The 22439-nt window shown below is 73.6% G+C and carries 19 protein-coding genes; 10 read left to right on the top strand and 9 right to left on the bottom strand.

What is annotated here, in order from left to right; translation table 11 throughout:
- Window positions 1-44 precede the first annotated feature (44 nt).
- On the bottom strand, window positions 45-335 hold the full coding sequence (locus tag ACZ597_RS16735) for a cation transporter (protein WP_471330049.1): 291 nt from the start codon (window positions 333-335) through the stop codon (window positions 45-47).
- Between the two features lie 192 nt (window positions 336-527).
- Here ACZ597_RS16735 and ACZ597_RS16730 point away from each other — a divergent pair, with 192 nt between their 5' ends.
- The 4 genes from ACZ597_RS16730 (at window position 528) to ACZ597_RS16715 (ending at window position 4168) form a co-directional block, all read left to right on the top strand.
- On the top strand, window positions 528-1496 hold the full coding sequence (locus tag ACZ597_RS16730) for a hypothetical protein (RefSeq protein WP_471330047.1): 969 nt from the start codon (window positions 528-530) through the stop codon (window positions 1494-1496).
- A gap of 55 nt (window positions 1497-1551) precedes the next feature.
- Entirely contained in the window at window positions 1552-1860 is a 309-nt protein-coding gene (locus ACZ597_RS16725; RefSeq protein ID WP_471330044.1) for a metal-sensitive transcriptional regulator, read from the top strand.
- A 119-nt stretch (window positions 1861-1979) separates the two neighbouring features.
- Window positions 1980-3293: an MFS transporter gene (locus ACZ597_RS16720; RefSeq protein WP_471330042.1), complete on the top strand. Its 1314-nt coding sequence runs from the start codon at window positions 1980-1982 to the stop codon at window positions 3291-3293.
- 45 nt (window positions 3294-3338) lie between these two features.
- Window positions 3339-4168 (top strand): IS5 family transposase gene (locus ACZ597_RS16715; RefSeq protein ID WP_471330148.1). Its coding sequence is split into 2 segments (ribosomal slippage): window positions 3339-3675 and window positions 3675-4168, totalling 831 coding nucleotides; the frame shifts between segments, so codons are not numbered across the junction.
- 17 nt (window positions 4169-4185) lie between these two features.
- Here ACZ597_RS16715 and ACZ597_RS16710 read toward each other — a convergent pair.
- Window positions 4186-5211 carry an alpha/beta hydrolase gene (locus ACZ597_RS16710; protein WP_471330039.1) on the bottom strand — a complete coding sequence of 342 codons (1026 nt, stop codon included), beginning with the start codon at window positions 5209-5211 and terminating at the stop codon, window positions 4186-4188.
- Between the two features lie 164 nt (window positions 5212-5375).
- Between ACZ597_RS16710 and ACZ597_RS16705 the strand changes: the two genes are divergently transcribed.
- Window positions 5376-6662, top strand: a complete 1287-nt coding sequence (locus ACZ597_RS16705; protein ID WP_471330036.1) for an NAD(P)/FAD-dependent oxidoreductase — start codon at window positions 5376-5378, stop codon at window positions 6660-6662.
- 41 nt (window positions 6663-6703) lie between these two features.
- Here ACZ597_RS16705 and ACZ597_RS16700 read toward each other — a convergent pair whose 3' ends face one another.
- Window positions 6704-8128 (bottom strand): amino acid permease, encoded by a 1425-nt coding sequence (locus ACZ597_RS16700; RefSeq protein ID WP_471330145.1) that lies wholly within the window; start codon window positions 8126-8128, stop codon window positions 6704-6706.
- A 174-nt stretch (window positions 8129-8302) separates the two neighbouring features.
- Window positions 8303-9289: a hypothetical protein gene (locus ACZ597_RS16695; RefSeq protein ID WP_471330034.1), complete on the bottom strand. Its 987-nt coding sequence runs from the start codon at window positions 9287-9289 to the stop codon at window positions 8303-8305.
- 456 nt (window positions 9290-9745) lie between these two features.
- Here ACZ597_RS16695 and ACZ597_RS16690 point away from each other — a divergent pair, with 456 nt between their 5' ends.
- From ACZ597_RS16690 to ACZ597_RS16680, 3 genes are read left to right on the top strand one after another with little or no spacing between them, the layout of a single operon-like run.
- Window positions 9746-11182 carry an FGGY family carbohydrate kinase gene (locus tag ACZ597_RS16690; RefSeq protein WP_471330033.1) on the top strand — a complete coding sequence of 479 codons (1437 nt, stop codon included), beginning with the start codon at window positions 9746-9748 and terminating at the stop codon, window positions 11180-11182.
- Window positions 11179-12582 carry an FAD-dependent oxidoreductase gene (locus tag ACZ597_RS16685; RefSeq protein WP_471330031.1) on the top strand — a complete coding sequence of 468 codons (1404 nt, stop codon included), beginning with the start codon at window positions 11179-11181 and terminating at the stop codon, window positions 12580-12582. The genes ACZ597_RS16690 and ACZ597_RS16685 overlap by 4 nt, the downstream gene beginning before the upstream one ends.
- Window positions 12579-13823, top strand: a complete 1245-nt coding sequence (locus ACZ597_RS16680; protein ID WP_471330028.1) for an NAD(P)/FAD-dependent oxidoreductase — start codon at window positions 12579-12581, stop codon at window positions 13821-13823. The genes ACZ597_RS16685 and ACZ597_RS16680 overlap by 4 nt, the downstream gene beginning before the upstream one ends.
- 16 nt (window positions 13824-13839) lie before the next feature.
- Here ACZ597_RS16680 and ACZ597_RS16675 read toward each other — a convergent pair whose 3' ends face one another.
- A complete protein-coding gene (locus ACZ597_RS16675) occupies window positions 13840-14874 on the bottom strand; it encodes a LysR family transcriptional regulator (protein ID WP_471330025.1) in 1035 nt (344 codons plus the stop codon).
- A 99-nt stretch (window positions 14875-14973) separates the two neighbouring features.
- Here ACZ597_RS16675 and ACZ597_RS16670 point away from each other — a divergent pair, with 99 nt between their 5' ends.
- A complete protein-coding gene (locus ACZ597_RS16670) occupies window positions 14974-16161 on the top strand; it encodes a M6 family metalloprotease domain-containing protein (protein ID WP_471330022.1) in 1188 nt (395 codons plus the stop codon).
- A gap of 66 nt (window positions 16162-16227) precedes the next feature.
- On the opposite strand, the gene ACZ597_RS16665 is transcribed toward ACZ597_RS16670, so the two are convergent.
- On the bottom strand, window positions 16228-17982 hold the full coding sequence (locus ACZ597_RS16665) for an ABC transporter substrate-binding protein (protein WP_471330020.1): 1755 nt from the start codon (window positions 17980-17982) through the stop codon (window positions 16228-16230).
- 222 nt (window positions 17983-18204) lie between these two features.
- Here ACZ597_RS16665 and ACZ597_RS16660 point away from each other — a divergent pair, with 222 nt between their 5' ends.
- On the top strand, window positions 18205-19470 hold the full coding sequence (locus ACZ597_RS16660; RefSeq protein WP_471330017.1) for an alpha/beta fold hydrolase: 1266 nt from the start codon (window positions 18205-18207) through the stop codon (window positions 19468-19470).
- 317 nt (window positions 19471-19787) lie between these two features.
- On the opposite strand, the gene ACZ597_RS16655 is transcribed toward ACZ597_RS16660, so the two are convergent.
- From ACZ597_RS16655 to ACZ597_RS16645, 3 genes are all read right to left on the bottom strand, one after another.
- Window positions 19788-20003: a DUF6243 family protein gene (locus ACZ597_RS16655; RefSeq protein WP_471330014.1), complete on the bottom strand. Its 216-nt coding sequence runs from the start codon at window positions 20001-20003 to the stop codon at window positions 19788-19790.
- A 246-nt stretch (window positions 20004-20249) separates the two neighbouring features.
- Window positions 20250-20477, bottom strand: coding sequence for a hypothetical protein (locus tag ACZ597_RS16650; protein ID WP_471330013.1), 228 nt, complete (start codon window positions 20475-20477; stop codon window positions 20250-20252).
- Between the two features lie 778 nt (window positions 20478-21255).
- Window positions 21256-22395, bottom strand: a complete 1140-nt coding sequence (locus tag ACZ597_RS16645; protein ID WP_471330010.1) for a magnesium and cobalt transport protein CorA — start codon at window positions 22393-22395, stop codon at window positions 21256-21258.
- Between the last annotated feature and the right edge of the window lie 44 nt (window positions 22396-22439).

Here is a 22439-nt window from a genome sequence, read left to right as displayed (position 1 = left end):
GGACGGGGCCCCGGCGGCCGGGTGGGTCGGGGACGGACCGGGTGTCAGGCCCGGCCGGTCAGCTCGTAGCCGGCGTCGTCGACCGCCGCGGTGATCGCCGCGTCGTCGGGCTCGCCGGCGGTGGTCACGGTGACCACGCCGCCGTCGACGTCCACGTCGACGGAGACGACCCCGTCGAGCGCGCCGACGGAGGCGGTGATGGCGGTCCGGCAGTGCCCGCAGGACATTCCGGTCACGCGGTAGACGGTCGCGGTGGTGTCGACCACGTCCACGGCGGTGGTGGTCCCGCCGGCGTTCGTACCGCAGGTGCCTTCGGGGGTGCAGCAGGAAGACATGTGTTTCTCCTAGATCGGACCTCAGTCGCTCCGATACCCGCTGGGGGTATCCGGACTGACTCCAGATATACCCCCAGGAGGTATGCATCGCAAGTGTTCCTCCAGCTTGACTTGATACCCCTGGGGGGTATGGTGAAGTCCATGGAACCGCTGGATGCGGCAGTGTCACGTACGTCGTAGGGGAGATCAGCCATGAACACCGGAGTGAAGATCACCGTTTTCGCCGCAGCGTTGGCGGCGACCTTCGGCACCGCCTACGGAGTGGGCGCCGGCGTGGGTCCCGTGGGCGCCCCGGCCAAGCCGGCGCACGGGACCCACGCGGCGCAGGCTTCCACCGGATCCGACGGGTCCGGGGCGTCGGCGGGTCACGGGGGCCATGACCCGGCGGCGGCCCAGGGCCCGGCGGCCGGCGGGCTCCAGGTCTCGGAGGGCGGCTACACGCTGAGCCTCGACACCCCGCGGATCGCGGCCGGCCAGGGCGAGCTGCGGTTCTCGGTCAAGGACGCGGAGGGCCGCAAGGTCACCCGGTACAAGACCGAGCACGGCAAGGAGCTGCACTTCATCGTGGCCTCGCGCGACCTCACGGTCTACCGCCACCTGCACCCGGTGCGGGCCCAGGACGGGACCTGGTCGGCGCCGGTCGACCTGCCCGCGGCCGGGGCCTACAAGGCGTTCGCCGACTTCGCCCCCGACGCGCCCGGCGCGAAGAACGTCACCCTCGGCGCGGACCTCTCGGTCCCCGGGGCGTACGCACCGGCCCCGATGCCGCCGGCGGTGAACACGGCCGAGGTGGACGGCTACCAGGTGGCCCTGGGCGGCACCCTCGACCCCGGCAGGGCGGGCGAACTCAAGCTCACGGTCAGCAAGGACGGCAAGCCCGTCACCAACCTCGAACCGTACCTGGGTGCTTACGGCCACCTCGTCGCCCTGCGCGACGGAGACCTCGCCTACCTGCACGTCCACCCCAACGAGGGCGGCCCCGGCCCGGACGTCTCCTTCACCGCGACCGCCCCGAGCGCGGGCACGTACCGGCTCTTCCTGGACTTCCAGCACGAGGGCAAGGTGCGTACGACGGCCTTCACGGTCAACGCGGGCGGCGGCGGGGCCCGGCCCGCGGCCGGCCCCGCGGCGCCGGAGGAGCCGGGCGACCACTCCCACTGAGCGCGCACGAGCAGAGGGACGTACCAGACGTAGCAACGGGAAGGGAACGACCGCCGTGTCCGCTCACACCGCACACACCGCACGCCCCGCCTACAGCACGGACAAGGACGACGTCCTCAAGCGGCTGCGCCGCATCGAGGGCCAGTTGCGCGGCCTCCAGCGCATGGTGGAGGAGGAGACGTACTGCATCGACGTGCTCACCCAGGTCAGCGCCGCCACCAAGGCCCTGCAGTCCTTCGCGCTGACCATGCTGGAGGACCACCTGCACTCCTGTGTCGCCGACGCCGTCGCCGAGGGCGGCGACCGGGCGCGCGAGAAGGTCGAGGAGGCCTCCCGGGCCGTCGCCCGCATGGTCCGCTCCTGAGGCCCGGGGGGCCGGCCCCGGCGCGACAGAAATATCTTGACGTCGAGATGGATGGAGGGCAGGCTGCCGTGAGGTATCTCGATATCGAGATACTTTTCACGGGGGGACGGAGGCCCGCCATGCGGCGGCTCGGCACGGCACGGCGACGCGACACGGACCACGAGGGGGCCGACAGTGCCGAGGGCGGCGGCGGACTGATCGCACAGCTGAGGCGGCCGCCCGGCGGCCGCGACGCCCGGATCATGCTGCTCGCCCAGCTCGTCGACCGCACCGGCAGCGGCGTCTGGGCCGCCTCCTCGGTGCTGTTCTTCACCTTCGTCGTCGGCCTCGACGCCGGACGGCTCGGCCTGATGCTCGGCACCGGCGCGGTGGCGGGCATAGCCGGCCCGCCCCTCGCGGGCCACCTGGCCGACCGGCTCCCCGTACGCCCCCTCCTGATCGCCTGTCACCTCCTGCGCCCGGTGGCCCTCGGCGCGCTGCTCGTCGTCACCCGCTTCGAAGCGCTCCTGCTGATCGTCGCCCTCACCTGCCTCGGCGACCGCGCGGCCAAGACCCTCGAAATGCTCTTCGCGACCCGGGTGGCCGGCGAACGGCGCACCACCTACCAGGCCCTGTCGCGCAGCGCCGCCAACGCGGGGTGCGCCCTCGGCGCGGGCCTCGCCGCCGCCGGCCTCGCCGTGGGCACCCGGACCGCGTACGAGGCCCTCATCCTCGGGAACGCGCTGTCCTTCCTGGCGGCCGCCGCCCTGGTGTGGCGTACGAGGGAACCGCGCGGCCACGGCCGGCTGGTCGCCCCCGCACCCGGCGACGGCCCGCCCGCCCCGGAGGCCCCGGCCGCCGGCCCCTGGCGGGACCGCGGCTACCTCCGCTTCGTCCTCCTCGACACCGCGCTGAACCTGGACGCCTCGCTCCTCGACGTCGGCCTCCCGCTGTGGCTGGTGCACCACACCGACGCGCCGCACGCCGTCGTCCCCGCCTTCCTCGTGCTCAACACCGTGCTGGTCGTCGCCCTCCAGCTCCCCGTGTCGGCGAAGGTCCGCGCACCGCGCCAGGCGGCGGCCGCCGCCGCCTGGTACGGGCTCTTCCTGCTCGGCGCCTGCGCCCTCCTCGCCCTCACCCCCGAGCACGGGCCCTGGACCGCCTCCGCGATCCTGCTGGCCGCGGCCGCCCTGGTCACCGCCGCCGAGCTGGTCCGCTCGGTGTCCTCATGGGAACTGGCCGTCTCCCTCGCCCCGCGACGGGCCCGGGCCTCGTACCTGGGCGTGGCCGGCATCTCCTCCGCCGCCCAGAAGGCCGTCGGCCCCCCGCTGCTGACCGGCGCCGTCATGGCGGCGGGCCCGCCCGGCTGGCTCGCGCTCGGCGCGGGCGTGGCGACCCTGGCCCTCCTCCAGCGCCGGACGAGCCTGCGCCGCCTGACGGCGGTGAAGCCCTAGAGCCTGTCGTCAAAGTGATCTTGGATTGTGGATCATGGAGTGGTGATACGTCGCCATGAACTGTCCGATGCCGAGTGGGACCTCATACGTCCGTTGCTGCCCCGGCCTGCGCTGGGGCGGCCCCGGCTGGACGACCGGATGGTCCTCAACGGGATCGTGTGGAAGTTCCGCACCGGTGTCCCCTGGCGGGACGTTCCCGAGCGATACGGCCCGTGGACCAGCCTGCACACCCGCTTCCGCCGCTGGGCGGCGGACGGCACGTTCGACCGGATGCTGCGGGCTGCGCAGGCGAAGGCGGACGCCGCGGGTGACATCGACTGGCTGGTGTCGGTCGACTCCACCATCGTCCGCGCCCACCAGCATGCCGCCGGGGCTCGAAAAGGGGGCACCAAAGCCCGGCCCTCGGCCGGTCCCGGGGCGGCCTGACCAGCAAGGTCCACCTTGCTTGCGACGGGGTCGGCCGCCCGCTCGCGTTCGTCCTGACCGGCGGGAACACGAACGACTGCACGCAGTTCACCACGGTGATGGACGCCATCCGGGTGCCCCGGACCGGACCGGGCCGGCCTCGGACCAGGCCCGATCACGTCATCGGCGACAAGGGCTACAGCTCGAAGGCGATCCGCACCTGGCTGCGGCGCCGCGGCATCAGGCACACCATCCCCGAGCGGGCCGACCAGGTGCGCAACCGGGCCCGGAAGGGCGGCCTCGGCGGCCGCCCTCCGGCCTTCGACAAGGAGGTCTACAAGCACCGCAACGTCGTGGAACGGTGCTTCAACCGCCTCAAGCAGTGGCGAGGCATCGCCACCCGCTACGACAAGACCGCCCAGTCCTACAAGGCAGCCGTCACCCTCGCCTCGATCCTGATGTGGGCCTGACACTTTGACGACAACTCCTAGGCCGCCCGCGCGAGCAGGCGCCGCAGCCAGCGGGTGCGGGCCTCGCGGGCGTCGAGGGTGAGCGCCGCGTGCGGGGCCAGGCCGTCGAACCCGTGGCAGGCGCCGGGCCACACGTGCAGTTCGGCCTCCCCGCCGGCCTGCCAGATGGCGTTCGCGTACGCCACGCCCTCGTCCCGGAAGATCTCGGCCGATCCCACCTCGACGTAGGCCGCCGGAAGCCCGGACAGATCGGTGGCGCGCGCGGGGGCCGCGTACGCCGGCAGGTCGGCGGCGCCGTGCCGCTCGCCGAGCAGGGCCTGCCAGGCCGTCGCGTTGGAGATCGGGCCCCACACGCCGGCGCCGCCCATCTGCCGGGTGGAGAACGTGGCGCCGCGGTCGTCGAGCATCGGGCTCAGCAGCAGCTGCCCCAGTGCCCGGGGCCCGCCCCGGTCGCGGACCAGCAGGGCGAGCGCCGCGGCGAGCCCGCCGCCCGCGCTCTTGCCCCCGATGACGAACCGGTCCGGGTCGACGTCCAACCCGTCGGCGTGGGCGAGCACCCAGACGAGCCCGGCGTAGCAGTCCTCCAGCGGCTCCGGGTACCGCACCCGGGGCGCCAGCCGGTACTCGGCCGACACGACGGCCAGCCCCAGCGGGAGCGCCCACTCGCGCAGCACCCGCGGCAGCACGGACCACGCGTTGCCCGCGACCATCCCGCCGCCGTGCAGGTAGTACAGCAACGGCAGCGGCCCGGCGACCCCGGCCGGCCGCGCGCTGACGAGCGTGACCTCCGGCCCGCCCTCCGGCCCCGGCACGGAATGCTCGGCCACCTCGAACAGCCCGCCCGCACACAGGTCCCGCACCGTCGGCCGCGGCCGGGCCGAGGCGTCCCGCGCCTGCCACTCGGCCAGCGTCTCCGGCGTGACGGGCTTCCGCGCCCCCGCACCCAATCCGGCGAGCACGACGCCCAGTTCGGGATCGAGGGGCGGCACCCCGACCGGCGCGGGGTCCGACGGGGCGGCCGGCTGTCGGTCATCGGCGGACATCACGCGCCCAGGCTAGCCGCGGGGACGGCCGGGACGCACCGGTACCGGCCCGCCGGACGATCGCCCTCCGAGCGGAAGCATTGACAACTGGGCGGGCTCACGACTGCAGTTGGCACCGCACCACTCCCACGACCGCACCACACCCCGAAGGGGGCGATCAGCGCATGACCGAGCCTGAGAGCGCGGGAGACGGCTACGACGTCGTCATCAGCGGAGCCAGCCTCGCCGGCAGCGCCGCGGCGATCCTGCTCGCGCGGCGCGGGGTCCGCGTCGCACTGCTGGAACGCCGCTCGGACCCCGAGGCGTACAAGGTGCTGTGCACCCACTCCATAACGGCCAACGCCTACCCGGTGCTGGACGAGCTCGGCCTCCTCCCCGCCCTGGAGAAGGCCGGAGCCGTCCGCAACGAGGCCCGCTGGTACACCCGTTGGGGATGGATCGAGCCGAGGGCCGCGCCCGCGGGACCCGCGCTGCCGTACGCGTACAACGTCCGGCGCAGCACCCTCGACCCGCTGATCAGGGCCCGTGCGGGGGAGACCGCCGGCGTCGACCTGCTCCTCGGCCACCAGGTGACCGGGCTGGTCACGGAAGCCGGGCGGACCGTGGGCGTGCGGGCGAAGACGCCCCGGGGCGAGCGCGAGATCCGGGCCCGGCTGGTGGTCGGCGCCGACGGCAAGGACTCGGCCGTGGCGAAGCTCGCCGGGGTGCCCACCCGCCAGTACGAGAACTCGCGGTTCGGGTACCTCGCGCACTTCCGCGGCCTCCCGCTGCACGGGGGGATCGGGCAGACCTGGTTCCTGGAGCCGGACATGGCGTACGCGTTCCCCAACGACGACGGGGTGACGGTCCTCGCGGTGCTCCCGGACAAGAAGCGGCTGCCGGCCTTCCGCGAGGACCTGGAGGGCAGCTTCCTCTCCTTCGTACGGGCCCTGCCCGAGGCGCCGCCCATCGACGCCGCCGAGCGGGTCGGCAAGATCATCGGCACCGTCGACTACCCGCTCGTCACCCGCGAGCCGACCGCCCCGGGCCTCGCGCTCATCGGTGACGCCGCCCTGACCGGCGACCCCCTGTGGGGCGTGGGGTGCGGCTGGGCCCTGGAGTCCGCCCGGTGGCTGGCGGCGGCGGTCGCCCCGGCCGCGGCGGGCCGCGGGGACCTCGACCGGTCACTCGCGGCGTACGCCCGCACGCACCGGCGCCGGCTGCGCGGCCAGCAGTCGCTGGCCGTGGACTACGCCAAGGCCCGCCCGTTCAACCCGGGGGAGCGGCTGATGTTCGCCGCGGCGGCGCGCGACGAGGCCATGGCGCGCCACATGTACCGCTTCGCGTCCCGCCTGATCGGTCCGGGCCGCTTCCTGAACCCCGCGGCACTGGCCAGGGCGGCGGTCGTCAACGCCAGGTACCGCGGTACGGCCGCGCCGGCCGCGGGCGGGGGTCCGGGCGCGCGCCGCTGAGGCACCCGTACCGCCGCCCGCCGCTCCGCGGGACCGGACGGTCAGACGATGCCCTCCGCGATGTCCGCCTGCTCGCGCGCGTTGCCGTAGGCGGACGGGGTCCCGTACGAGCGCCGGGCGGCGTACCACCACACGCTGGCCAGGACCAGGACGACCGCCAGGGCGATCACCGCGTAGTTCATCGAGTCGATCGTGACCGGCGACTTCTGCGGCAGGCAGAACAGGACGGTGACCAGGGCCACCCAGGCCACGGCGATCCAGCCGACCGGCTTGCTCCACCGGCCGAGGCTCCACGGGCCGGGCCGGAACCGGTCCCCGGCCCGCAGCCGCAGGTAGATCGGGATGGCGTAGGCCGGGGTGATGCCGATGACGTTGATGGCGGTCACGGCCCCGTAGGCGGTGGCGGACCAGAGCGACGGCAGCGCGAGGACACCGGCGGCCGCGACCGAGAGCCACACGGCGGGAACAGGGGTCTGGGTGCGGCCGCTCACCTTGCGCCACAGGGAGGAGCCGGGGAGCGCGTTGTCCCGGCTGAACGCGAAGACCATCCGGCTGGCGGCGGCGACCTCGGCGTTGCCGCAGAAGATCTGCGCGACGATCACGACGAGCAGCAGGGCGGTGGCGCCGCCGGAGCCGAGGGCGTCGAGGAAGATCTGGGCGGGCGGCACACCGGTGGCGCTGCCCTGGACGGCCGCGTAGTCCTGGATGGCGAAGGTGAGCCCGGCGAGCAGGGCGAAACCGGCGAGCCAGGAGACCCAGATGGCCCGGACGATCCCCTTGGCCGCGGAGACGGAGGCGTTGGAGGTCTCCTCCGAGAGGTGCGCGGAGGCGTCGTAGCCGGAGAAGGTGTACTGCGCGAGCAGCAGGCCGACCGCCGCCACGTAGAACGGGTTGGCCCAGCCGGTGTCGTTGACGAACTCGGTGAAGACGAACGAGACGGGCTGGTGGCGGTCGGGTACGAAGGCCAGGGCGCCGACGATCGCGGCGACGCCGGCCAGGTGCCACCAGACGCTGATCGAGTTGAGCACGCTGACGAGCCGGACGCCGAAGAGGTTGAGCACGGCGTGCAGCAGCAGGATCGCCAGGAAGATCAGGAACGTCGAGCCCGGGGTGGGCACGAAGCCGAACTGGAGGTTCAGGAAGGCGCCGGTGAACAGCGCGGCGCCGTAGTCGATGCCGGCGATGGCGCCGAGCAGGCCGAGCAGGTTGAGCCAGCCCGTGTACCAGCCCCAGCGGCGTCCGCCGAGCCGGTCCGCCATGTAGTAGAGCGCGCCGGAGGTGGGGTAGGCGCTGGTCACCTCGGCCAGGGCCATGCCCACGCAGAGGACGAAGAGGCCGACGCCGGCCCAGCCCCACAACATCACGGCCGGGCCGCCGGTGCCGAGGCCGAAGCCGTACAGGGTCATGCAGCCGGACAGCACGGATATGACGGAGAAGCTGATGGCGAAGTTGCCGAACCCGCCCATCCGGCGGGCGAGGACGGGCTGGTAGCCGAGCTCTCTGAGCCGCTCCTCCTCGTCCTGGTGGGGCGGGGCCTTGTGGTCCGGGCGGGCTGCCGGCGTGGTGCGCGACACGGGGGTACCTCCGAAGGGGGGTGGGGTGGGGACGGGGGTGATGGAGCGGGGAGTGGGCCAGGGAGGTCAGTCCCGGTCGGCCAGGCTGCGGGCCCTGGCCCGCAGGAAGACCTCCTCGGCGAGCACCGGGTCGGCGGGGTCGAGGGTCCGCTGGGCCCAGGGGAGGGTGGTCCAGTACCCGCCCATCGCGTCGAAGACCCGGGCCGCCGCGTCGAACCGGTGCGCTCCCCACAGGGCGTGGGCGAGGTGGTTCAGGTCGAGCGGGGAGGCGTGCGCCGGGTCGGCGTACGGGAACCAGGCGTCCAGGGCGTGCACGGCGTCGCGGATGGCGTCCTCGGCGACCCAGTGCAGGTCGAGGGCGCGTTCCTGTCCGCCTTCGCGGCGGTAGCGCTCGACGTGGACGTAGAGCGGCAGGAGGTGGACGGGGGACCCGGGCGGAGCCGCGGCGACGGCCCAGCGGGCGAAGTTGACGGCCTCGGAGCGCGGCCTGGGCCCGGGCGCGCCCGCGTACACGAACTGGAGCATCCGGTGGTAGGCCTCGCGGTTGTGCGGGTCCCGCTCGTCGGCCTGCGCGAGGATGCCCCACGGCCCGGGGGGCAGCATCGGGCCGGGCGGCGGCAGCCGGTGCTCGTCCATCCGGCGGTCCTCGTCGAGGAGGGCCAGGGCGAGCAGGCAGACCCAGGGCACGGGGTCGGCGGGGCTGATCCCGGCGGTGGTCCGGCACGACTGCCAGGCCTCCTGCCACAGCTCGTGCGTACGGGTGTGGCCCGCGCGGTGGGCGCGGACGGCGCGCTCCACGGCGACCCGGGTGTGCATCACGGTCGCCGCCACGCTGGTCGGCTGCTCGGTCCGCCAGGCCTGGACCACGTCGGAGCCGGCCGCGACCGCGGCGAGGACCTGGGTGCGCTGGGTCCACAGCCCCCAGCCGTCCGTGCGCTCCAGCAGCCGCGCCATCGACAGCCAGCGGCCGGTGCGCAGGTCCTGTACGGCGGCGCGCAGGTCGTTGTCGAGGCCGGCGGGGTGGTAGACGGGCCGGAAATCGCCGCCGGCCATCACCTCGTCCCGGGCGACGTGCGGCCGGAACCGGCTCGTACTGCGGTCATCGTGGTCATCGGTCCTCGGATCGCATGGAGGGACGGGTCGGTCCGTCTGGCCCCCGATCGCCGCACCGCGGGGTCGGGCCAGCACCAGGGATGCGTGAACCATGCGCGAACTGTTCGGCGGACCCCCGCAGTTGAGCCACGGACGGCGCCGTTACCGCCCGTTGATCGGCGATCACTATAGAGCGGGTGCGGCGGATCTCACCCGGAAACTTTTTCGAGCGCAAGTTTCAAGCCACCGGAGGGAGGTGATTGTCCGTCAGTCGAGACGGAGGAGGGCGCGGAAGGATCTTGACGGGCGCCCTGCGCTGGTGGAGGCTTCCGACCGACGAATCGATGCACCGGCGGAACGATGAACCGGCGGAACGGCGAACCGGCGAACCGGCGAACCCGGCGGAACGGAGTGGTGATGACGGGCCCGGTGCTCGCAGTGGACCAAGGCACCTCGGGAACCAAGGCCCTCGTCCTGTGTCCGGACCGCGGAATCATCGGCTCGGCCTCCGCCCCCGTACGCCCCCGCCACCTGCCCGACGGCCGGGTGGAGGTGGACCCGGCCGAGCTGCTGGGCTCCGTCGTCGACGCCGGGCGCGCCGCGCTGGCCGCGGCCGGCGAGCCGGTGGCGGCCGTGGGCCTGGCCAACCAGGGCGAGACCGTACTCGCCTGGGACCCGGCGAGCGGCGAGCCGCTGACCGACGCGATCGTCTGGCAGGACCGGCGCGCCGCCGACCTGTGCGCCGAACTGGCCCCGCACGCCGAGATGTTGCGGGAACGCACCGGGCTGCCGCTCGACCCGTACTTCGCCGCGCCCAAGATGGCCTGGATACGCCGCCACCTCACGCGGCGGGGCGTGGTGACGACCAGCGACGCGTGGCTGGTGCACCGCCTCACCGGCGAGTTCGTCACCGACGCCGCCACCGCCGGCCGCACCCAGCTGCTCGACCTCGACACCGTCGACTGGTCCCAGGAAGCCCTCGAAGCCTTCGGCCTCGCCGGCGAGCCGCTGCCGGACATCGTCGACGCGGACGCCCGCGTCGGCACCACCACCGCCTTCGGCCCCGAACTGCCGCTGACCGGGCTGCTCGTCGACCAGCAGGCCGCCCTGCTCGCCCAGAGCGTCACCGCGCCCGGCACCGCCAAGTGCACCTACGGCACCGGCGCGTTCCTGCTCGCCCAGACCGGGCCGCACCCGCGCCGCAGCTCCACCGGACTCGTCGGCTGCGTGGCCTGGCGGATCGGCGGCCGGACCAGCTACTGCCTCGACGGCCAGGTGTACACGGCCGCGTCCGCCGTGCGCTGGCTCACCGATCTCGGCGTGATCTCCGGCGCCGCGGACATCGACACCGTGGGCGCCGGCGTCCCGGACTCAGGCGGCGTCACCTTCGTCCCCGCCCTCGCCGGACTCGCCGCCCCCTGGTGGCGGGGCGACCTGCGGGGCTCGGTCACCGGTCTCGGCCTCGGCACCACCGCCGGCCACCTGGTGCACGCCCTGTGCGACGGCATCGCCGCCCAGGTCGCCGAGCTCGCCGACGCGGCCGCCGCCGACCTGGGAACCCCGCTCACCGCCCTCCGCGTCGACGGCGGGCTCACCCGATCCGCCCTGCTCATGCAGGCCCAGGCCGATCTGCTCCAGATCCCCGTGGAGGTGTCGGCGCTGCCGGACGCCACCGCCCTCGGCGTCGGCGCGGTCGCCCGCCTCGGCCTCGACCCCTCCCTCACGGTCCGCGAGGCCGTCCCGGAGTGGAAGCCGTCCGCCGTCTACGAGCCCGGGGCCGGAGCCGGCGCAGCCGCCGAACGCCGCGCCCGCTTCCGCACGGCGGTCGCCGCCCTGCTCGACGGCCCCGCGTGAGCGTCACCACCCGCGGCGCCCTGCCCGGCGCGGAGTACGACGTCACGGTCATCGGCGCCGGCGTGGTCGGCTCGGCCATCGCCCGCGAACTGGCCCGGCTCCCGCTGCGGATCGCCCTGCTCGACGCCTCCGACGACGTAGGGGACGGCACCTCCAAGGCCAACACCGCCATCCTGCACACCGGCTTCGACGCCGTGCCCGGATCCCTGGAATCCCGGCTGGTCCGCGACGGCGGCCGGCGCCTCGCCGCGTACGCCGCCGAGAGCGGCATCCCGGTGGAGCCGCTCGGGGCGCTCCTCGTGGCCTGGGACGAGGAACAGCACGCCGCGCTGCCGGGCCTCGCCGGCAAAGCCGTGCGCAACGGCTACCACGACGCCCGGCTCGTACCGGCCGAAGAGGTCCGGGCCCGCGAGCCGCACCTCGGCCCCGGGGTGCTCGGAGCCCTCGACGTGCCCGGCGAGTCCGTCATCTGCCCCTGGACGACCACGCTCGCGTACGCCACGCAGGCCGTGCGCGCGGGCGTCGACCTCCACCTCAACTGCCCGGTCCGGTCCGTCACTTCCGGAGACCCGCACCTGCTGACCACCGGCCGCGGGCCGCTGCGCACCCGCCACCTGGTCAACGCGGCCGGCCTGTACGCCGACGAGATCGACCGGCTGCTCGGCCACCACGACTTCACCGTGACCCCCCGGCGCGGCCAGCTGATCGTCTTCGACGAGCTCGCACGGGGCCTCGTACGCCACATCCTGCTGCCGGTCCCGGGTGCGCTCGGCAAGGGGGTCCTGGTGACGCCGACGGTCCACGGCAAGGTCATGCTGGGCCCGACCGCCGAGGACCTGGACGACAAGACGGCCACCGGCTCGACCGCCGAAGGACTCGCCCTGCTCCGGGAGAAGGGCCGGCGCATCCTGCCCGCGCTCCTCGACGAGGAGGTCACCGCCGTGTACGCGGGACTGCGCGCCGCCACCGGGTCCGAGGACTACGCGATCCGGGCCCGTCCCGCGCAGCGGTACGTCACCGTGGGCGGGATCCGCTCGACGGGCCTGACCGCCTCGATGGCGATCGCCGCCCACGTGGTGGAGCTGCTCGCCGACGGGGGCCTGCCCGTGACCGGGGCCCGGGACCTCGAACCGGTCCGGATGCCGAACCTGGGCGAGGCGTTCCCCCGCCCGTACCGCGACGCGGAGCTGATCGCCGCGGACCCCGAGTACGGGCGGATCGTCTGCCACTGCGAACGCGTGACCCGGGGCGAGATCCGCGACGCGCTCGCCGCGACGGTCCCGCCGGGCTCGCTCGACGGCCTGCGGCGGCGCACCCGCGCCCGGGGCGGCCGCTGCCAGGGCTTCCACTGCGGGGCCGCGGTCCGCGCGCTGTTCGAGTCGAAGGAGCCCCGCCCGTGAACCGCACGGACCGCGTGGACCGCACGGACCTCACGGACCGGACGGACCGGACCGTCGACGTGCTGGTCGTCGGAGCGGGCCCCGCCGGACTCGCCCTCGCCGCCCGCGTCGCGCGCGCGGGCGCCGGCCGGGTCGAGGTCCTGGAACGCGACGACCAGCCGGGCGGCGTACCCCGCCACTGCCACCACGGCGGCTTCGGCAGCCCCCCGCTGCCCTGGCTGCACGGCCCGGAGTACGCACGGCGCGCGGCCGCGGCGGCACTGGACGCCGGAGCGGCGCTCCGCACCGGCGTCACCGCCACCGGCTGGGCGGGCCCGCTGACCCTGGAGACCACGAGCCCCGCCGGGCTGGAACGGATCACCGCCCGGGCCGTCGTCCTCGCCACGGGCGCCCGCGAACGCCCCCGCAGCGCCCGCCTGGTGCCGGGAACCCGCCCGGCGGGCGTCCTCACCACCGGCGAACTCCAGCAGTCGGTCCACCAGTACGCCCACCCGGTCGGCCGCCGGGCGGTGCTGGTCGGCGCCGGACCGATAGCCCGCCACGCCGTGCGCACGCTCCGCCGGTCGGGCACGCGGGTGGCGGCGATGCTCACGGAACACCCGCGCGGCACCACCCTCCCCGGAGTCCCCCTCCTCACCCGGACCACGGTGACCGCCCTCCACGGCCGGGGCCGGCTCACGGGCGTCGCCGTACGCCACCAGGACGGCCGGCCGAGGTTCATCGCCTGCGACACGGTGGTCTTCACCGGCGACTGGATCCCCGACCACGAACTGGCCCGCCGCGGCGGCATCCCCCTGGACCCGGGCACCCGGGGCCCCTCCGTGGACCCCTCGTTCCGCACCTCGGCTCCGGGGGTCTTCGCCGTCGGCAACGCCCTCCGCGGCGCCGAGCCCGCCGCCACCGCCGCCGCCGAAGGCGCCGCCGCAGCCCCCGCCGTCCTCTCCCACCTCGCGGGCACCCCCTGGCCCGGCCCCGGCCCGTCCCTCCTGGTCCGCCCCCCACTCGCCTGGATCACCCCGAACCACCTCACGGCCCCCGCCACCCGCCCCCTCCTCCTGCGCTCCGCCGAACCGCTGACGGCCCCCGTCCTCCAGGCCCACCAGGACAGCCGCCTCCTCTGGCACCACCGCCCCCCGACCCGCCTCACCCCGCACCGCTCCCTGCGCCTGCCGTCGGGGTGGACGGTCCGGGCCGACCGGGCGGGTGGCCCGGTGGTGCTGTCGGTCGCCGAACGGCCGTGACGGCCTGCGATCGTGATCAGGTGCCAGGGGGGATCAGGGTCACGAGGTCATCACGCGTTGCCGCCGCTGCGGTGCTCGGGCTTCGGGCATGCGGGAGCCGGGCCATGCCGGGGTGCCGTCGGCGCCAGTCCGCGTAGACCGGGCTGGCGGCACACGTGTCCAGGTAACCGGCTTCCACCGCGCGCAGGATGTCGTCGCCGTGGGAGGCCAGCGGGCCGTCACGGTGCCAGGCCAGGACGTGGCGGTACCAGAGCGGGTTTCCCGCGAGGGGGCGCACGGCGACGCCGGGGGTCGGCGCGAAGGTGGCCTGGCAGAGGCTGACGGCCAGGCCCGCGCGGACCAGTTCGATCAACTGGCGTCCCTCCGCCTCGTGCGGGGCGGAAGGACGCCGACCGGTCAGGGCGCACACGGAGGACCAGTACTCGCGGGTGCGGTCGCCGTCGGGCCGGGGCATCGCCCAGTGGTGATCGGCGAGTTCGGTCAGGGACACGGCCGCCTGACCGGCCAGCGGGTGGGTCGCGGGCAGCAGGGCGAAGACGGGTTCGGTGACCAGGGGGGTGAGGGCCACCCCGTCGCGCGGAGGCAGGCCCTGCTCCGGGTGGTCGCCGAGGACGGCCGCCTCCAGGCGGCCGGCGGCGAGGTCGTCCAGGAGGGCGACGGGGGAGTAGTGGCACCGGGACGTCACCTCGGCATCGGGCAGCAGCTTCCCTATGGCGAGGACGAGGTGGCCGATGAGGGGAGCGCCGACCGACCCGACGCGGACCCGGTCGGGGGAGGCCAGGTGGCGGGCCGCTCGGGCGGTGTCGGCGAGGAGGGCGTCGATGCCCGGCAGGACGGCGTGGGCGCGGGCCAGCACCAGCTCACCGAAGGCCGTGGGGGTGGCTCCAGCCCGCCGCCGGTCGAAGAGGACACCGCCGAGCATCGACTCGATCCGGCGCAACTGGGTGCTGAGGCCCGGCTGGGTCATGGACAGCGCAGCGGCTGCACGGGTGAGGCTGCCGGCCTCGGCGATCGCGCACACCACCCGCAGGTGCCGTACTTCCAGTTCCATGCCGCGCATGTTATGGAGCGGCGACAGCTTTCGGACAGGAGCCGACTCCCGTCAGTCTTATGTGAAATGTCACACACGATAAGTGGAGGTTGTCCATCCATGAGAACCGCCCAGCGCCTCGCGACCTCGTGCCGGCTGCCGGCCGTCCTGGCCGCCGTACTGCTGTTCCTCCTGCCGGTGGCGCCGCCCGCCGGCGCCGCCGACGGCCCGTCGGCCTGCGCCCTGCGCGGCACCACCGGCTGGACGGACGAGGGGCACGACACGGACTACTCGGTGTTCAAGCGTCCCGCCGGCACGGTCAAGGCCGCCATGGTCTTCGTCGACTTCCCGGATGCACGGGCCACCGAGGCCCCGGGTGAGGACTCGGCGCAGCTCACGCCCGGAGCGGACTGGCTGTGGTACGCCTCGTACGGCAAGGCCTGGCTCGCGATCGACCAGCACCAGCGGTGGGTCCGCATGCCCCGCGCCTCCACCGACTACGGGTTCGCGCGCGGCCTGACCCACGAGACGCACGAGGCGTACGTCAAGGACGCGGTGGCGGCCGCCGATCCGTACGTGGACTTCTCCGGCTACGACATGGTGTACGTCGTGCCGACGCGCAACGCGGCGGCGATCTCCTTCACACCCACGTACGTGTACGAGCCTGGCACGGGGGGTGTGGTGGCCGACGGCCGCCGCGTCAAGTGGGCGGTGACCTTCGGCCAGGACATGTGGCATTGGGGTGCCAAGCTGGTCGCCCACGAGACCGCGCACACCTTCGGGCTGCCCGACCTGTACGCCTTCGAAGCGGGCGGCGACGCCCACCGCTTCGTCGGCGGCTGGGACGTGATGGGCCTGATCGGCGGCCGGGCGTCGCAGTTCTTCGCCTGGCACTCCTGGAAGCTCGGCTGGACCGGGGACGGCCAGGTCGTGTGCCGGGCCGCGAAGGGCAGCGACACCGTGTACCTCACGGCGGTCGAGTACGGCAGCGGCACCAAGATGGCGGTGATCCGCACCGGCCCCACGACCGCGTACGTCGTCGAGTCCAGGCGCGGGATCCAGGCGGACGCGGGCTCCTGTTCGACCGGCGCCCTGGTCTACCGGGTCGACGCCTCCGTGCGGACCGGCGAGGGACCGGTCAGGGTGATGGACGCCAAGCCGGGCGCCGCTCCCGCCGACGGCTGCCGCCCGCTGGACGACGCCCCGTTCCGGGCCGGCGAGTCGTTCACCGACGCGGCGGCCGGAGTGCGGATCGACGTGCTCGCCGCCGACGGCCACGGCGAGACCGTACGCATCACGAAGTCGTAGGAGCGGCACGGACGCGGCAGCCCCCGGCTCCAGACCGAGGAGCCGGGGGCTGCCGCGCCGGGTGGGTCAGCTGCCGCTCTTCGCCGGGTCCTTGAGCCCGATCGTGGCGTAGTCGAGCTGGCCGCCGAAGGACGTGTGGCCGAAGGCGCCGGCGATGTTGGTGCCGACCAGCAGCGGCATGCGCTCGATGACGGCGGGCGCCGTCGGGGCCTTGGCCAGGATCTCCCCGTCCAGCTGCCGCCACGCCGCGTTGGCCTGCGCGGCGTCGGTCATGCCCGCGATCTCGTCCATCCGCTTCATCGTCGCCTCGTCGCGGAAGAGCGAGTGGTTCCCGGAGTTCCCCTTCTCCTTGATGTAGCGGCCGTCGAAGAGGAAGGGCAGGAAGGTGGAGCCGGAAGGGTAGTCGGGGCACCATCCGGTGTAGACGAGGTCGGTGCGGTTCTTGGTGTCACCGATGGTGTCGTAGAAGGCCGACGGATCGACGGCGTCGATCGTGACCTTGATCCCCGCCCGGCCCAGGGACTGCTGGACCGCCTCGGCAACCCCCTTGTCCCCGTTGGAGACGGTGAGGGTGGTCGGGAAGCCGTCAGGCCTGCCCGCCTCCTTCAGGAGCTGCTTCGCCTTCTCCACGTCACCCGTGGCCGGGATCCCCAGCGCGTCCGGCTGTGTGCCGCCGAAGAGCGAGCCGGGCATGAGCGCGGTGGCGGTGTCGTTGAGGGCCGGGCCGCCCGAGGCGGTCAGCACCGCTTCCCGGTCCAGGGCGTACTGCACGGCCTGCCGGACCTTGACGTCGTCGAAGGGGGCGCGGCCCGTGTGCATCTGCACCATCTCGGTGCAGTTGGTGGACTCGGCCAGCAGCCGCGCCCTGACGTCGGCCTTGGTGAGCACCTTGGGGGTGCTCTCGGGGCGCAGCTTGCCCCAGGAGACGGCGGAGGCGTCCGGGGCCTCCGAGGCGACGAGCCGGTCGTCGATCTGGTTGGCCCTCAGTCCCATCACCACGACCAGCTTGTCCGGGTACGCCTTGCGTACGGTGTCCGTCGCCGGGTCCCAGTGGGGGTTGCGGACCAGCACCAGCCGCTTGTCCCGGTCGTACGACTCGATCTTGTAGGGGCCCGAGGAGAACGGGCGGCTGTCGTACTGGGGGCCCTTGTCCTGGGCCGGGGGCACCGGGGCGAAGGTGGGCAGGACGGTGGCGTTGGGGAACTCCGCGAAGGGCGTGCGGAGTTCGAACACGATCGTGTGGTCGTCGGGGGTCTTGACGGAGTCGAGGTGCTGCCCCTGGCCTGGGCCCCGGTAGCCCTCGGCGCCGGCCAGGTAGCGGGCGGCGTAGTCCGGGCCGCCGGGCAGGTCGGGGGAGAAGGACCGCTCCACGTTGTACTTGACGTCCTGGGCGGTGATCGGGGTGCCGTCCTCGTACGTGAGGCCCCTCTTGAGCTTGAAGGTCCAGGTCTTGGCGTCGTTGGAGGAGACGCCGAGGTCCTCGGCGAGGTCGGGGACCAGCTCTGCGCCCCTCGCGCCCGGTTCCGCCTTGTACGTCACCAGCGTGCGGTAGAGCAGCCGGGTGCCGAAGTCCATGTCGCCGATCACCCAGTTGCGGGCCGGGTCGAGGTGGGTGAAGTCCTGGTTGGACAGGACGGTCAGCGTGCCGCCCTTCTGCGGAGTGCCGCCGACCGCGGCCCCCGCGTTGGCGAGTGCCGGGTTCTTCGCGTCCTTGCCCTGCCGACTGCCGCCGGAATGGCCGCTGTTGGAACAGCCGGCCATGGCGAGCGTTACGGTCGCCGCCAGGGCGGTGGCGAGGGCGTGGAGAGTGCGCTTGTCCATCAGTGGTCACTCCGTGCACAGTCGGGCAGCCTGAGACGAGGAGGCTGGAATGTGACCGATAACATAGTTATGTGAAATGGCACTCGCAATTGTCGCGCCTCCATAGCGCGGCGTTATGGGTAACCGGGGGGCTCCGCAGGAACCGTTGCCTGCGCCATGCTGTTGCGCAATGTCACACGTCACCATGTGGCCCCTGAAGCCGGGCGGCCGCGAAAGGGACCCATGAACCCCGCGTACGCGACCGCCGACCACGTCTTCACCGTCCCCCTGGACCATGCGGCCCCGCACGGTCCGACCATCCGGATCTTCGCCCGGGAGGTCGCGGAAGCGCACCAAGCACACAGGCGACTGCCCTGGCTGCTCTACCTGCAGGGCGGACCGGGCGGCAAGTCGCCCAGGCCGACGGCCGGTTCACCCGGCTGGCTGCCCCACGCCCTCAAGACCCACCGGGTCCTCCTCCTCGACCAACGCGGCACGGGCCGCTCCACCCCCCTCACCGCCCGGGCCGCCTCCCGCTTCGTCTCACCGGCCCGGCTGGCCGACCACCTCGGCCACTTCCGCGCCGACTCGATCGTCAAGGACGCCGAACTGATCCGCCGGCAACTGTGCGGCGACGAGCCCTGGGAGACCCTCGGCCAGAGCTACGGCGGCTTCATCACCCTCACCTACCTCTCCCGTGCCCCCGAAGGCCTGCGGGCGTGCTACGTGACCGGAGGCCTGCCCGGCCTCACGGCCACCGCCGACGACGTCTACGCCCGCACCTACCCCCGGGTGCGGGAGCGCGTCCTCGACTTCTACGCCCGCTACCCCCACGACGCGGTCCGGCTGCGCGAGCTCGCCCGCTTCCTGGCCGCCGCCGATGTGCGCCTGCCCGACGGAGACCGGCTCACCCCCCACCGCCTGCGCACGCTCGGCCTGGCCCTCGGCATGGGCGACGGCTTCGAGCGGATCCACTGGCTCCTCGACGAATCCCTCGACGAGCAAGCGAAGCCGACCGACACCTTCCTGCACCAGGTGATGACACTGACCGGCTTCACCGACAACCCGCTCTTCGCCGTCATGCAGGAGACCCTGTACGGCCAGGGCGCCGGGCCGACGGGCTGGGCCGCGTCCAGGGCCTTGGCGGCCTTCCCCGAGTTCGCCGAGGACGCCGACCCCCTCCTGCTCACCGGAGAAATGATCTACCCCTGGATGTTCCGGGAGATCAACGGCCTGCGCCCCTTCGCCGACGCCGCCGACCTGCTCGCCGAACGCTCCGACTGGCCGGCGCTGTACGACCCTCAACGCCTCGCCGCCAACCGGGTCCCGGTCGCCGCGCTCGTCTACCACGACGACATGTACGTGGACTCCGGGCTCTCCCTGCGCACTGCGCGCGAGGTCGGGGCCACCCGGGTATGGGTCACCAACGAATGGGAGCACGACGGTGTCACCGCCTCCGGCGGCCGCGTGCTGTCCCGCCTGATGGACCTGGCATCGGGCCGCGCGTAGCCCCCCGCAGCTTCCTCCCGTCCCCCCACGGGGGAGAGGGAAGGCATCGGCTCCCGGCTGTCCGCCCCCACCGCGGCCCCCGCGCCCTGCCGTCGGTGTTTCGGCCTGCGCAATTCGAATGTCCGTGCGAGGTTCGTTGGCGGTCATGCACCACCCCGCCCCGGTGGCGGGTAGAGGGGCCGAAGCGGGTGCGGGTCCTGCCCAGGGGGTGGCCGGCGACCTCGTCGCAGAAGGTGCCCAGAGGGCGCGGAGGCCGGGTTTGCCCCCCTTCGGCGAGCGTGCCGGTCGCGGACCGGACGGCGGGGATCTCGGTGAGGTCAGCTCTCTGCGGTGTCGTCGCCCGCCTGCCCGGCACCCTCGGCTGCGGCAACCTTCTCGCGCATCTTGCGCACCAGCTCCGCCTTCTGGTCGGCGGCACCCTGGCGGTCGAGGTTGCGGTGCGGACCGTTGTTCTGCCGTTCGGCGCGGGACAGCTTCTTGCGCTGGCCGCCGCCCTGGCCCACGGGGTTGTTGATGTTCTTGCTGTCGGTCACGGGTTCTCCCGGTGGTGATGTGAAGTGATCTACGGATTCATCGGTGGGGGACGGGCGCGGCGACGTCGAGGGACGTCAGCAGGGGCCCGTCACGCTCTCACTCGCAAATCGGTGTCTGGAAGAACATGACAAGGACGTTACCCGGTTCCGGCGGCCCCGCACACCAAGCCCTTCGCCGCCCCGGCGTCGCCCGGGACTCTCCCCGGCCACGGCTGCCGGACGGCCGTGAGAAGGAGCGGAAGCCGGTCAGTCGGCGAAGCCCGGGACCACCAGGCCGGACTCGTACGCGATGCTCGCTCGAGCGCCTCGACGCCCGTCGGCAGCTTCGCCGACCACCGTCATCCCCGGCTGTGCGGCGAGCAGCAAGCGCAGGCCGCTGCGGGTGCCCTCGTCGTCGTCCGCGATCAGCAGGGTGACGGTGGGGCCGGTGACGGCGGGCAGCGCTACGCCGTCGTCCACGTCGGACCCACTCACGCGGACACCCGTGCCGGCAGTCGGCAGGACAGCCGCCAGTGCTGCACCCCGTCCGGGCCGGCCTGGAAGTCGCCGTGCAGCAGCCGGACGCGCTCGGCCAGTCCGGGCAGGCCGTGGCCGGAGGTAGGGAAGGCTCCCGGGTCCGTGCCCGGCTCCGGCCGTGCCCCGGTCCGGGTTGACCACCGTGAAGTCCAGTCCGTCCGGCCCGGCCGCCACGCGGACCTCGATCAGGCCGCCTGCCCCGTGGCGCAGCGCGTTCGTCAGCGCCTCCCGGAGTATCCGGTACGCCGCGCGGGAGAGCGTCCCCTGGACCTGCGCCAGAGCGCCCGACAGCTCCGGCCCCACCACCGCCCCGCGGACCGCAGACGGTCCAGCAGCTCGGGCAGGTCGGCCAGGGTCCGGGTCGGCGCCGTCCCCGACTGTTCCTCGCGCAGCACTCCGAGCACGTAGTCCGGGACGTCGGGTCCGTCGGCCTCATGTGTCCGCACAGCCGCCACATCGACACGTCCACGACGTCGGCCGGGGCGATCTGGAGGGCAGCCGCTCGGTCCCCTGCCTCGTGATTGGAACTCCCTGACGGCCGGGCCGACAAGGGCGCGTCGGGCCTCACCGACAACCTCGCCCTCGGCACCTCTGCGATGCCCCTGGCATGGGCGTCCCGATCACGGTCCCACCGTACGCGAACACCGCCGTCCGGCCGTGGCAGAAGACCAGGCGAGGAAGCGATGGCCCCGTTCCTCGGTGCCGCGTACCCTCCCGCTCTGGAGCAGCGACTCCGCTACAGCCAGTCGCGCTTCTTGAAGATGACGTACAGGCTCACGCAGACCACTGCCATCAGGAGGATTGCGAAGGGGTAGCCGCCGGCCCACTTCAGCTCCGGCATGTCCTCGAAGTTCATGCCGTAGATGGTTCCCACGAGTGTGGGTGCAAAGAGGATGGCGGCCCACGAGGAGATCTTCTTGATCTCCTCGTTCTGTTCGAAGCCCGCCTCCGCCAAGGCGCGCATTTCGGCGTTCTGTTGTTGGGAGACCAGGGTGGCGTTCACCGTGAGGATTTCGGTGAGGGCCTGGCGGAAGCCGTCGACGCGTTCGCTCGTGTGCGTCACGTGGTCGGCCACGTCGCGGAGGTAGCGCTGGAGTTCCTCGTCCGTGCCGTACTTGGCGAAGCCCGCCATGAGGCCGTGGAGCATGCCGAGCAGGGGGCGGGTGGCGCGTTGGAACTCGACCATTTCGCGGGAGAGTTCGTAGATGCGGCGGGAGACCTCGGGGTCGCCGCGGAAGACCTCCGTCTCGATCTCGTCCATGTCCGTCTGGACGCCCGCCACGACCGGGGCGTAGCCGTCCACCACCGCGTCGAGGATCGCGTACAGGACGGCCTCCGGGCCGAGGGCGAGGAGGTCCGGGGTCTCCTCCATGCGGCGGCGGACGGCGGTGAGGTCCGGGGCGGCGCCGTGGCGGACCGTGATCAGGAAGTCCGGGCCGACGAAGATGTGGAGCTCGCCGAAGTCGACCTCCTCCAGGGCGTCCAGGTAGCGGGCCGCGCGCAGGACCACGAAGAGGGTGTCGCCGTAGCGCTCCAGTTTGGGGCGCTGGTGGGCCTCCATGGCGTCTTCGACCGAGAGCGGGTGGAGGTTGAACTCAGCTGCCAGGGAGTGGAGTTGGGACTCCGTGGGGCGGTGCAGGCCGATCCAGGCCATGCCGTCCGGCTGCTCGCGCAGCCGCCGGAAGGTGTCCGCGAGGGTGGTCGGGGAGGCGACCCGGCGGCCGTCGCGGTAGACGGCGGAGTCGATCACGCTCTCGCGGTCCGGGGGCGCCGGGCTGGGGGCCGCCGACGGGGGAGTGGCGGCGGGGCCGGGCGGGCGGAGCCAGCCCGAACGCCTCGGGGACGAGGAGGGGCGGCGGTTCGGTCGCTCCGACATCGCAGGTCAGCCTCCGGGGGTGCGTCGGCGTGTGGTTGCGGACA

It is taken from the genome of Streptomyces sp. NPDC040718 (genome assembly GCF_055593565.1).
This window is presented reverse-complemented; position numbering and strand designations above follow the sequence as displayed.

Excerpts from the sequence above, each read along its gene's own strand:
- ACZ597_RS16735 (WP_471330049.1), bottom strand. The coding sequence starts at position 335 with ATGTCTTCCTGCTGCACCCCCGAAGGCACCTGCGGTACGAACGCCGGC.
- ACZ597_RS16730 (WP_471330047.1), top strand. The coding sequence starts at position 528 with ATGAACACCGGAGTGAAGATCACCGTTTTCGCCGCAGCGTTGGCGGCG.
- ACZ597_RS16720 (WP_471330042.1), top strand. The coding sequence starts at position 1,980 with ATGCGGCGGCTCGGCACGGCACGGCGACGCGACACGGACCACGAGGGG.
- ACZ597_RS16710 (WP_471330039.1), bottom strand. The coding sequence starts at position 5,211 with ATGTCCGCCGATGACCGACAGCCGGCCGCCCCGTCGGACCCCGCGCCG.
- ACZ597_RS16705 (WP_471330036.1), top strand. The coding sequence starts at position 5,376 with ATGACCGAGCCTGAGAGCGCGGGAGACGGCTACGACGTCGTCATCAGC.
- ACZ597_RS16700 (WP_471330145.1), bottom strand. The coding sequence starts at position 8,128 with ATGGGCGGGTTCGGCAACTTCGCCATCAGCTTCTCCGTCATATCCGTG.
- ACZ597_RS16695 (WP_471330034.1), bottom strand. The coding sequence starts at position 9,289 with ATGGCCGGCGGCGATTTCCGGCCCGTCTACCACCCCGCCGGCCTCGAC.
- ACZ597_RS16690 (WP_471330033.1), top strand. The coding sequence starts at position 9,746 with ATGACGGGCCCGGTGCTCGCAGTGGACCAAGGCACCTCGGGAACCAAG.
- ACZ597_RS16675 (WP_471330025.1), bottom strand. The coding sequence starts at position 14,874 with ATGGAACTGGAAGTACGGCACCTGCGGGTGGTGTGCGCGATCGCCGAG.
- ACZ597_RS16670 (WP_471330022.1), top strand. The coding sequence starts at position 14,974 with ATGAGAACCGCCCAGCGCCTCGCGACCTCGTGCCGGCTGCCGGCCGTC.
- ACZ597_RS16665 (WP_471330020.1), bottom strand. The coding sequence starts at position 17,982 with ATGGACAAGCGCACTCTCCACGCCCTCGCCACCGCCCTGGCGGCGACC.
- ACZ597_RS16660 (WP_471330017.1), top strand. The coding sequence starts at position 18,205 with ATGAACCCCGCGTACGCGACCGCCGACCACGTCTTCACCGTCCCCCTG.
- ACZ597_RS16645 (WP_471330010.1), bottom strand. The coding sequence starts at position 22,395 with ATGTCGGAGCGACCGAACCGCCGCCCCTCCTCGTCCCCGAGGCGTTCG.